The sequence below is a fragment of the Nonomuraea sp. MTCD27 genome (assembly GCF_041950495.1).
Lineage (GTDB): Bacteria > Actinomycetota > Actinomycetes > Streptosporangiales > Streptosporangiaceae > Nonomuraea.
This window is the reverse complement of record NZ_JBGNUW010000005.1, coordinates 512,520-521,991: the sequence shown is the minus strand read 5'-3', so window position 1 is coordinate 521,991 and position 9,472 is coordinate 512,520. Positions and strand designations below refer to the sequence as shown.

12 protein-coding genes are annotated in these 9,472 nt (G+C 70.7%); 4 read left to right on the top strand and 8 right to left on the bottom strand.

All coding sequences use genetic code 11. From position 1 onward, the window contains the following. Positions 1-84 precede the first annotated feature (84 nt). On the top strand, positions 85-1,662 hold the full coding sequence (cimA, locus tag ACBJ59_RS18290) for a citramalate synthase (protein WP_375111395.1): 1,578 nt from the start codon (positions 85-87) through the stop codon (positions 1,660-1,662). On the opposite strand, the gene ACBJ59_RS18285 is transcribed toward cimA, so the two are convergent. Continuing rightward, positions 1,659-3,287, bottom strand: coding sequence for a heparinase II/III family protein (locus ACBJ59_RS18285; protein WP_375111394.1), 1,629 nt, complete (start codon positions 3,285-3,287; stop codon positions 1,659-1,661). The genes cimA and ACBJ59_RS18285 overlap by 4 nt on opposite strands. A gap of 151 nt (positions 3,288-3,438) precedes the next feature. On the opposite strand from ACBJ59_RS18285, the gene ACBJ59_RS18280 reads away from it, so the two are divergent. Beyond that, positions 3,439-4,035 (top strand): HD domain-containing protein, encoded by a 597-nt coding sequence (locus tag ACBJ59_RS18280; protein WP_375111393.1) that lies wholly within the window; start codon positions 3,439-3,441, stop codon positions 4,033-4,035. Positions 4,036-4,040: 5 nt separating this feature from the next. On the opposite strand, the gene ACBJ59_RS18275 is transcribed toward ACBJ59_RS18280, so the two are convergent. From ACBJ59_RS18275 to ACBJ59_RS18245, 7 genes are all read right to left on the bottom strand, one after another. Next, on the bottom strand, positions 4,041-4,385 hold the full coding sequence (locus tag ACBJ59_RS18275; protein WP_364117921.1) for an antibiotic biosynthesis monooxygenase: 345 nt from the start codon (positions 4,383-4,385) through the stop codon (positions 4,041-4,043). Between the two features lie 16 nt (positions 4,386-4,401). Then, positions 4,402-4,989 (bottom strand): alkaline shock response membrane anchor protein AmaP, encoded by a 588-nt coding sequence (locus tag ACBJ59_RS18270; RefSeq protein WP_375111392.1) that lies wholly within the window; start codon positions 4,987-4,989, stop codon positions 4,402-4,404. Then, entirely contained in the window at positions 4,986-5,621 is a 636-nt protein-coding gene (locus tag ACBJ59_RS18265; RefSeq protein ID WP_375111391.1) for a DUF6286 domain-containing protein, read from the bottom strand. Before ACBJ59_RS18265 ends, ACBJ59_RS18270 begins: the two co-directional genes overlap by 4 nt. Continuing rightward, on the bottom strand, positions 5,618-6,016 hold the full coding sequence (locus ACBJ59_RS18260) for an Asp23/Gls24 family envelope stress response protein (protein WP_375111390.1): 399 nt from the start codon (positions 6,014-6,016) through the stop codon (positions 5,618-5,620). The genes ACBJ59_RS18265 and ACBJ59_RS18260 overlap by 4 nt, the downstream gene beginning before the upstream one ends. Next, complete coding sequence (locus ACBJ59_RS18255) at positions 6,013-6,201, bottom strand: hypothetical protein (RefSeq protein ID WP_364117929.1); 189 nt, start codon at positions 6,199-6,201, stop codon at positions 6,013-6,015. Before ACBJ59_RS18255 ends, ACBJ59_RS18260 begins: the two co-directional genes overlap by 4 nt. Further along, complete coding sequence (locus tag ACBJ59_RS18250) at positions 6,198-6,491, bottom strand: hypothetical protein (RefSeq protein ID WP_375111389.1); 294 nt, start codon at positions 6,489-6,491, stop codon at positions 6,198-6,200. Before ACBJ59_RS18250 ends, ACBJ59_RS18255 begins: the two co-directional genes overlap by 4 nt. 146 nt (positions 6,492-6,637) lie before the next feature. After that, the gene (locus ACBJ59_RS18245) at positions 6,638-7,144 is read right to left on the bottom strand and encodes an Asp23/Gls24 family envelope stress response protein (RefSeq protein ID WP_375111388.1); all 507 of its coding nucleotides are present in this window, start codon (positions 7,142-7,144) and stop codon (positions 6,638-6,640) included. Positions 7,145-7,324: 180 nt separating this feature from the next. Between ACBJ59_RS18245 and ACBJ59_RS18240 the strand changes: the two genes are divergently transcribed. Next, positions 7,325-8,101 carry a fumarylacetoacetate hydrolase family protein gene (locus tag ACBJ59_RS18240; RefSeq protein WP_375111387.1) on the top strand — a complete coding sequence of 259 codons (777 nt, stop codon included), beginning with the start codon at positions 7,325-7,327 and terminating at the stop codon, positions 8,099-8,101. Continuing rightward, complete coding sequence (gene gltX / locus ACBJ59_RS18235) at positions 8,094-9,467, top strand: glutamate--tRNA ligase (RefSeq protein ID WP_375111386.1); 1,374 nt, start codon at positions 8,094-8,096, stop codon at positions 9,465-9,467. The genes ACBJ59_RS18240 and gltX overlap by 8 nt, the downstream gene beginning before the upstream one ends. Positions 9,468-9,472: the final 5 nt, after the last annotated feature.

Sequence of the window (9,472 nt, the reverse complement as noted above, 5' to 3'; positions counted from 1 at the left end):
CAGCGCGCAGACCTCTCACGTCCGTGAGGGGTCTTTTTGTTTTCCCGGACACCACAAACCTTCTTCCAGAGAGAAGAGAGACTCATGGCCGACGACCGCTTCCACGTATACGACACGACGCTGCGTGACGGCGCACAACAAGAGGGACTCAACCTCACGGTCGCCGACAAGCTCGCCGTCGCGCGTCACCTGGACAGCCTGGGCGTCGGCTTCATCGAAGGGGGCTGGCCGGGCGCCAACCCCAAGGACACAGAGTTCTTCAGACGAGCTCGAACAGAGCTCGATCTGAAGCACGCGCAACTAGCCGCGTTCGGCGCGACCCGCCGGGCAGGTGTCAAGGCAGCCGACGACCCATTGGTAGCCGCGTTGCGCGAATCCGGCGCGCCGATCGTGACCCTTGTCGCCAAGAGTCACGACCGGCACGTGGAGCTGGCCCTCCGCACGACTCTCCAGGAGAACCTCGCGATGATCCGCGACACGGTCTCCCACCTCCGTGCGGAGGGACAGCGAGTCTTCCTCGACGCCGAGCACTTCTTCGACGGTTACAAGTCCAACCCAGCCTACGCGCTGGAGGTCCTCAGGACCGCGGCCGAAGCCGGGGCCGACGTCATCGCCCTGTGCGACACGAACGGCGGCATGCTCCCCGACGAGCTGGCCGAGATCGTCCTCGACGCCGTACGCACCAGCGCCCGGGTCGGCATCCACTGCCACGACGACACGGGCTGCGCCGTGGCCAACACGCTGGCCGCCGTCAAGGCGGGCGCCACGCACGTACAGGGCTGCGCCAACGGCTACGGCGAGCGCTCGGGCAACGCCAACCTCTTCACGGTCGTGGCGAACCTGCAGCTCAAGCGCGGCTTCGACCTCGTGCCCCAGGGCGCGCTGGCCGACATGACCCGCATCGCCCACGCGATCACCGAGGTCACCAACGTCACCCCCAACTCCCACGCCCCCTACGTCGGCATGTCCGCCTTCGCCCACAAGGCCGGCCTGCACGCCAGCGCCATCAAGGTCGACCCCAACCTCTACCAGCACATCGACCCCGCCCAGGTGGGCAACGACATGCGCATGCTGGTCTCCGACATGGCGGGCCGCGCGTCGGTGGAGCTCAAGGGCCGCGAGCTGGGCTACGAGCTGACCCCCGAGCACACCAAGACGCTCGTGGAGCGGGTCAAGGACCTGGAGTCGAGGGGCTTCACGTTCGAGGCCGCCGACGCCTCCTTCGAGCTGCTGCTGCGCGACACCGTCGAGGGCGAGCGCAGGCGCCACTTCGAGGTCGAGTCCTGGCGCGTCATCGTGGAGCGCACGAAGGGCGGCGAGCTGGTCAGCGAGGCCACGGTCAAGCTGCACGCCAAGGGCGAGCGCATCGTGGCCACCGGCGAGGGCAACGGCCCGGTGAACGCCCTGGACAAGGCCGTCCGCCTGGCGCTGGAGAAGCTCTACCCCGAGCTGGCGAAGCTGGAGCTGGTGGACTACAAGGTCCGCATACTCGAGGGCACGCACGGCACCGACGCCATCACCAGGGTCCTCATCACCTCCAGCGACGAGACCACGGAGTGGGCCACGGTCGGGGTGGCGGAGAACATCATCGACGCGTCGTGGCAGGCCCTGGAGCAGGCGGTCACGTACGGCCTGCTCCGCGCCGGCCGGGACTGCGGCTAGATCAGCCCGGCGGAGAAGGTCACGCCGTCCACCGTGACCTTCCCGCCCGAGCACGACACCTTGGGCGAGTCCGTCCCCGGCACGACGATCGTCAGCAGCGACTTCGCCGCCGGGGACACCACCACGTTGGTCGCCTGCTTCGACAGGTACGTCGGCGACACCCAGCCCAGCTTGCCGCCCCGCTCCACCTTCTGCCCGCCGGCCCGGTCGCACGACGTTAGCTGCAGCAGCGTGACCTTGAACTTCCCGTCCGCCAGGACCACCTTGCCGCCGCCCTTGGAGACGACCTTGAGCGACGGGGCGAACCGCCACACGTTCCGGACCTTCTTGCCGCCCGACGCGGTGTCCAGCACCGCCATCAGGTCCTCGCCGTGGTTCACCAGCACCGACCTGGTACGGCTCACCCCGTACGCCTTGTCGGTCAGCTTGAACGCCTGCCGGTCCTTGCCGTAGTCGGTCTCGACGAGCTTGCTGGCCGTGCGCGGCCTGAACCCGGCCCCCACCACGGTCGGCACGTTGTGCGCCTCGGGCGAGAGCGTCCAGTAGCGGTAGGAGCTCTTCTCGTAGGAGTGGAACCCGCCGTCCACCAGGATGTCGCGCCCCTGCGCGTAGTACGTCACGCCCAGGTGGTCCTCGTGACCGTGGAACTTCATGCCCGGCCCGAACCGGATCGAGTAGTAGGCCGACTCGGGCTTGCCCCACGCGGTGCGCCCGAAGACGTACCCGGCCCGGTAGGCCCTGACCTCCTCCTTCGGGGTGCCCGTGTCCATCTTCGGCTCGGTCTCGGCGCTGCCGTCGCCGATGGGCACCATGTAGCCGTTGGGCATGGTCGAGTGGGCGATGAAGTCCTTGAGGGCCTCCGCGCGCTCGGCGATCTCACCGGGCACCTTGCGGTCGCACGCCTTCATGTTGGTCATGGCGACCTGGAGCCGGCCGTACACGTAGACGGCGTAGCGGGGGGCCTGCTCCATCAGCGCGCCCTGCGCGTCCACGTCCAGCTTCACCGTGCCGGTCAACCGGCTGGAGGCCAGGTTCGCCCAGTCCTTGCGGCCGTACCGGCAGCCGATGCCCATGAGCGCGATGTCCTGGTCGATGCCGTGGTTGTGGCCCTTCTTGTACAGGCGGGCGTCCGAGAGGAGCTTGGCGTGCACGGCCAGGCTGTCCTTGAGCCAGCCCTCGTTCACGTGCCTGCTCAGGCAGAGCAGCGGCTGCGTGCGCAGCGAGACCGGGTGGTCCTTCCAGACGTACGGCTGCGTGCCGCGGGCGCCGTACTTGTTGCCGGCCACCCAGTCCTTGGCGATCTCGGTGGCGCGGTCGAGGTAGCGGCGCTCGCCGGTGTTCTCGTACTCGACGACGAGGGTGCCCATCCAGCGCAGCGACTGGAACACGAACTCCCACGACCGGTTCTTGTACGGGCTCGCGTCCCAGTTGATGTCTTTGCCAAGCTTGTACGCCGGCAGCCCCACCAGCGAGATCTCGCCCTTCATGACGTCCTCGGCCGTCGGCGTGCCGGGCAGCCAGTCGCCCTGGCACTCGGCGGTGCGGGCCACCTTGTCGGCCTGCGCGGGGCTCACGAAAGCGCCGAGTGCGAGCGTGAGGGCAAGAGGGATCGCGAGCCGGCGCACGCCAGTTCCTTCCGGGACAAAAAGACGAGGGCGGGACATGCTTTCGGAATCGCGATCAACTGGTCAAGTTGAGTTCCCGATTCGTTAGCCGCCCGATGCTGTGCCGCACCCCGGCTGGCGAGCGCGTGTCCGCCGCGACATGCTGGTACACGTGAGATTCGACGACCTGGTGATCCCCGACACGCCCGCCTGCCGCGGCGCGCTCGAGGTGGCCACCCGCTACCACACGCCTTCGCTGCTCAACCACTCGATCCGCGCCTACCTGTGGGCGGCGGCGTACGCGCAGGGCAACGGCATCGCGTTCGACGCGGAGCTGCTGTACGTGTCGGCCATGCTGCACGACATCGGGCTGGTGCCCGAGTTCGACAGCCACACGGTGCCCTACGAGGAGGCCGGGGGGCACGTGGCCTGGGCGTTCTGCGCCGGGGCCGGCTGGTCGCCCGAGCGGCGGTCACGCGCCTGCGAGGTGATCATCAGGCACATGTGGGAGGAGGTCCCGCTGGAGGAGGACCCCGAAGGCCACCTGCTGGAGCTCTCGACCGGCATGGACATCTCCGGCCGCCGCACCGACGAGCTCCCCGCCCTCGTGCGGGAGGAGGTGCTGGAGCGCCATCCGCGGCTGGACATCGTCAAGGAGTTCAGCGTGTGCATCGCCGACCAGGGCGCGCGCAAGGAGTCGAGCTTCGCGGCCGCGTTCGTCCGCAACGGCATCGTCGACCGCATCCTGCGCAACCCGCTCGACGGCTGAGGCCGCTACTCCTTGGGGCCGGTGCTCTCGGCGACCTCGAAGGTCCACACCTCCGAGCCCGTCGCCGCGGGCCCCTGCCCGTGCCCGTGACCCTGGGCGCCGGCGGCCTGGGCGGCCTGCGCGTGGCCGCGCCGGAAGGCCTCGCCCTCCTGCCACTTCTGGAAGTCCGCCTCGCTGCGCCAGCGCGTGTAGACGAGGTAGCGCTCGGTGCCCTCCACCGGCCGCAGCAGCTCGAACCACTCGAACCCGTCGGCCGACTCGACCATCCCGGCCCGGTTGGAGAAGCGCTTCTCGAGCTCCTCGCGCATCCCGGCGGGCACGGTCAGCACGTTGATCTTCACGACGGACAACAGAGGACCCCTCTCGTCAGCGCACGGCTCGGTGCGGTGAAGGTGCGGGCTCCAGGCTAACGCGGGCCACCGCCGGGACCTGATCCCGGTCCAGCGCGTCCCGCATGTGCGGCAGCGCCACCGTGGAGAGGTGCCGGCTGAGCTCGCCCATCGGCACCGACTCGTCGGCGACCACGCGCAGCCGTACCTCGGGGCGGGTTTGCGGGCCCACCAGGTTCGCGTCGGCGCTCAGCACGGCGGGGCTCGACTCCACGTCGGCGGCCACCGCCTGCGCCATGCCGCCCGCCGACACCTCCGTGACGCCGGTCGGGCCGTCCTCGACGCGCAGCGTCCTGCGCGTCTGCCTGCGTCCCTGCGCGAACAGCCAGCGCAACGCCAGCAGCGCGACGACCAGGGAAACCAGGGCCGCCAGCCACCAGATCCAGGGGCTGTTGCGGGCGAAGAACCCCACCACGTTGCCGTCCACGACCGGGGTCCGCGCGGCGGCCCAGTCCTGCGAGAACGCGCCCAGGCCGCGGGCCAGGGCGGAGCCTCCCAGGAGCGTCAGCACCAGGCCGACCAGGGCCAGCCCCCACCGGTTGCCCCGGCCCGTCCTCCTGTTCATCGCGTCCGCTCCTTCACGTTCACCGCCACCCGGTACGGCTCCACGAGGTCCAGCCCGGCCAGCCGGGCCAGCACGGCACCGCGTACGTCCTGGCCGAATCTGTCGGGGTCGTGCCCGTACGTGGTGGGCGTGACGGCGACCGTGTGGCCGCGCAGGGTGGCCCGGGCCGAGCGCACGCCGGGCACCTCCTCGGCCGCGTGCGCCAGGGCCCGGGTGACGCTCTTCGGGCGCAGGCCGATGATCAGGTCCGGGTCGCCGCTGCGTACCGGCACCATGCTCGGCCGCCCCGGCACCAGCGCGGTCAGCAGCAGGGCCAGCCCCACCAGCGTCACCACCAGCGAGCCCAGCAGGACCAGCGGGTCCGACCACAGCGTCGAGGAGGCCCAGGACAGCAGGCCGTCGTACGGGATCCAGCGCAGCGGCCGGCCGGCCAGCGCCGAGATCGTCTCGGCGGCCACGAGCAGGCCGAGCAGCGCGAGCAGGGCGGCGACGATGATCGCCGGCGTCCTCCGCTGGGGCCGGAACGCCCGCATCGCGGCCCGGTCGGCGGCCCTCGAACGCGGCGGCTCGACCACGGCCCGATGCGCGCCCGACGGCTCGGGCGGCACCGCGCACACCTCCTGCGCGCTCATGGCAACTCCCGGCCGGTGGGGACGACGCCTCGTCCGGACGTGGTGACGTCCAGGTCGGTCATGGTGATGTCCAGGCGGGTGACGCGCAGGCCGGTCTGGAGGGCGACGCGCCGCATCACGTGCTCCCTGAGCCGCCCCGCCACCGCGCGCAGCGGCGCCGGGTAGGCCACGCGTACGTTGAGCCGGACCACGGCCTGCCCGCCGTGCACCTCGCCGCTCGACGCGGGCGCCCACGGCAGCGCGCGCAGGTTCACCTCACGCACCTCGGGCACCTCCCTGGCGGCACAGCAGGCGATCTTCGTGACCACCCGGTCGGCGACCTCGGTGCGCCCGCGTCCCTCAGGAGCCGGCAGGGGAGCGGGGCGCTGCGCGGGAACCGTGGACAGGGCGGTCATTTCCGCCTCACGGACAGGCCCGACAGGTTGACCTCGCCGGTCTCGGCGATGCGTCCGACCAGGAAGCCGATCGCGCCGAGCACGAGGACGAGCAGGAACGGGCCCAGCCCGCCGAACGCCCCGACCAGCCCGAGCACGATGCCGACGGCCATCCCGATCAGCGGCGTCCACTGGATGTTGTTCATGATCCCTCCACGATGTCGATGGCGCCGTCGATGATGTCGTCGATGCGCACGTTGACCGGGCGGTCCCCGGCCAGGTCCGCCACGGCCCGCCGGACGCCCTCGGCGGTCTCCGGCAGCGGGCGGGCCAGCGTCGCGACGATGGCGATCTCCACCTCGCGCTCGTCCACGGACACGCCCGTAACCCGCTCGCCCGGCAGGTACGTGGCCACCGTCCCGAACGGCCCGCCGGACAGCCCGGCCACCCCCGGACACCCCCGCGCCCGCTCGGCGATCAGCCGCGCCTCACCCACGGCCCCGCCCGGCCCACCGGCGCGAGACCGCCTCCCAGTGTGGGACGGCCCTCCGGCGCGAGACCGCCCCCCGGCGTGGGACGGCCCCCCGACATGGGACGGCCCCCCGGCGCCGGGGTGGGCGCCGGCGTCGGCCGGGCCGCCTGTCATTGGACCCGGGGCTCCTGCCCCGCGTCCGTCCTCTGCCCGTCGTGCCCCCGATCTCTGTCTCTGTCCTGGTCGGGCAGGTGGACGTCGTCCACCCGGATGTTGACCTCGGTCACCTCGAGGCCGCACATCCGCTCGACCGCCCCGATCACGTTCTTCCGCACGGCGGCGGCCAGGTCCGGGATCGCGGTCCCGTACTCGGCCACCAGATCGAGATCGACGGCGGCCTGCCGCTCGCCCACCTCGACCGTCACGCCCTGGGAGACGCTCGGGTCCCCGCCGACGATGCCGCGCATGCTGCCGAGCGCCCGCGCCGCGCCCGCGCCCATGGCGTACACGCCGGACACCTCCCGGGCCGCCAGCCCGGCGATCTTGGCGACGACCCCGTCGTCGATGCTCGTGGTGCCCTTGTCCGTGACCAGCGAGGTCGCCGAGCCGGCGCCCTCCTGGGTCCTGGCCCGTGGCACGGTTCCCGTCGCACCGGCTCCCGTGGGCCGATTAGACATCGTGTCCGACACGATCCGTCACCCCCTAGATGTCTCACTAGAAGGCAGATAACCGCTGCTAAACGACTGAAGCCTAACAAAACGGACTCTAGGTCCATTAATGGACGGTTCCTGACTTGTCCGGGGCAGGGGGTGCCAGAGGTGGGCGGACCGTTCCGGCGGCGGCGATAGCCTTGTCGGGTGCGTATAGCGAGGTTCTCCACAGGCGAAGGCGTCTCGTTCGGCGTGGTCGAGGGCGGCCCCGGCGAGGAGTTCATCTCCACGGTCTCCGGCCACCCGTTCGGCCAGGTGCAGTTCACGGGCGAGCGGTTCCCGCTGTCCCAGGTGAAGCTGCTGGCCCCGATGTTGCCGAGCAAGGTGGTCGCCATCGGCAGAAACTACGCCGAGCACGCGGCCGAGCTGGGCAACGAGGTGCCCGAGGAGCCGCTCATCTTCATGAAGCCGTCCACCACGGTCATCGGCCACGGCGAGAACATCGCCTACCCCACGTCGCTGTCCGACCGCGTCGACTACGAGGGCGAGCTGGCCGTGGTGATCGGCAGGCTCTGCCGGGAGGTGCCGGTCGAGCGGGTCAAGGACGTCATCTTCGGCTACACGTGCGCCAACGACGTCACGGCGCGCGACCTGCAGAAGAAGGACGTGCAGTTCACCCGGGCCAAGGGGTTCGACACGTTCTGCCCGCTCGGGCCGTGGATCCAGACCGACCTCGACGCGAGCGACCTGGCGCTGACGACCACGGTCAACGGCGAGATCCGGCAGAGCGGACGCACGAGCCAGCTCATCCACGACATCCCCGCGCTGGTCGCCCACGTCAGCGCGGTCATGACGCTGATCCCCGGCGACGTCATCCTGACCGGCACCCCGGCGGGCGTGGGCCCGCTCGAGATCGGCGACGAGGTCAGCGTCGGCATCGAAGGCATCGGCACACTCACGAACAAGGTGGTCTCCCGTGACTGACGTACGGGTGCGGTTCGCCCCGTCACCAACCGGCATGTTCCACGTGGGCAGCGCCCGCGCCGCGCTGTTCAACTGGGCTGTGGCCGAGCAGTCCAAGGGGCGGTTCATCCTGCGCATCGAGGACACCGATGCCACCCGCAACCGGCCCGAGTGGACCGAGGGCATCATCTCGGCGCTCGACTGGATCGGCATCAACGGCACCAACCCGGTCTTCGAGGGCCCCTACTTCCAGTCGGCCTACGAGCCGCAGCACCGCGAGGCCGTGGCCAAGCTGCTGGCCGACGGCAAGGCCTACTACTGCGACTGCACCCGCGAGCAGGTCCAGGAGCGCACCGGCTCGAAGGACAAGGGCTACGACGGCCACTGCCGCGAGCGCGGGCTGAGCGCGGGCGCCGTCCGGTTCCGCACGCCCGACGAGGGCGTCACGGTGGTCGAGGACCTCGTGCGCGGCCGGGTGGAGTTCCCCAACAACGCGCAGGAGGACTTCGTCATCGCGCGCAGCGACGGCTCGCCCCTCTACGTGCTGGCCAACGCCGTCGACGACATCACCCAGGGCATCACCCACGTGGCGCGCGGCGAGGAGCACCTGCCCAACGCCGCCAGACAGGAGCTGCTCTGGCCCGCGCTGGGCGCGACCCCGCCGGTCTGGGCGCACCTGCCGGTGATCGTCAACGAGCAGCGCAAGAAGCTGTCCAAGCGCCGCGACAAGGTGGCGCTGGAGGACTACCGCGCGGAGGGCTACCTGCCCGAGGCCATGGTCAACTACCTCATGCTGCTCGGCTGGGGCCCTGGCGAGGACCGCGAGATCCTGCCGTGGTCGGAGATGGTGCCGCTGTTCAGGCTGGAGGACGTCAACCCGTCCAACGCGTTCTTCGACGAGAAGAAGCTGCGCGCGTTCAACGGCGAATACATCCGGGCGCTGCCGCTGGAGACGTTCGAGGAGCGCTGCGCCTCCTACCTCGATCCTTCCTGGGACCACGAGCTGTTCAGCAAGGTCGCGGCGCTGGCCCAGACCCGCATCGCGGTGCTGTCGGAGATCCGGCAGAACGTCGACTTCCTCTTCCTGGACGAGCCGGTCTTCGACCAGGCGTCCTGGGACAAGGCGATGAAGAACGCCCCGGAGGAGATCCTCTCCGGCTACCTCGAGCGCCTCGAGGCCGTCAGCTGGGACCCGGAGTCGCTCAAGGAGGCGCTGGAGGAGGTCGGCACGGCCCACGGGCTCAAGCTCGGCAAGGCCCAGGCCCCGGTGCGGGTGGCGATCACCGGCCGGACGGTCGGCCTGCCGCTGTTCGAGTCGATCGAGGTGCTGGGCCGCGAGCGCGCCCAGGACCGCCTGCGCGCCGCCCTGGCCCGCCTGCGCGGCTGACTTTC

Bases quoted from the DNA above. Each gene is read 5' to 3' on its own strand.
- ACBJ59_RS18265 (WP_375111391.1), bottom strand. From the start codon at position 5,621: ATGAGCGCGCAGGAGGTGTGCGCGGTGCCGCCCGAGCCGTCGGGCGCG.
- ACBJ59_RS18245 (WP_375111388.1), bottom strand. From the start codon at position 7,144: ATGTCTAATCGGCCCACGGGAGCCGGTGCGACGGGAACCGTGCCACGG.
- cimA (WP_375111395.1), top strand. From the start codon at position 85: ATGGCCGACGACCGCTTCCACGTATACGACACGACGCTGCGTGACGGC.
- ACBJ59_RS18260 (WP_375111390.1), bottom strand. From the start codon at position 6,016: ATGACCGCCCTGTCCACGGTTCCCGCGCAGCGCCCCGCTCCCCTGCCG.
- ACBJ59_RS18270 (WP_375111392.1), bottom strand. From the start codon at position 4,989: ATGAACAGGAGGACGGGCCGGGGCAACCGGTGGGGGCTGGCCCTGGTC.
- ACBJ59_RS18255 (WP_364117929.1), bottom strand. From the start codon at position 6,201: ATGAACAACATCCAGTGGACGCCGCTGATCGGGATGGCCGTCGGCATC.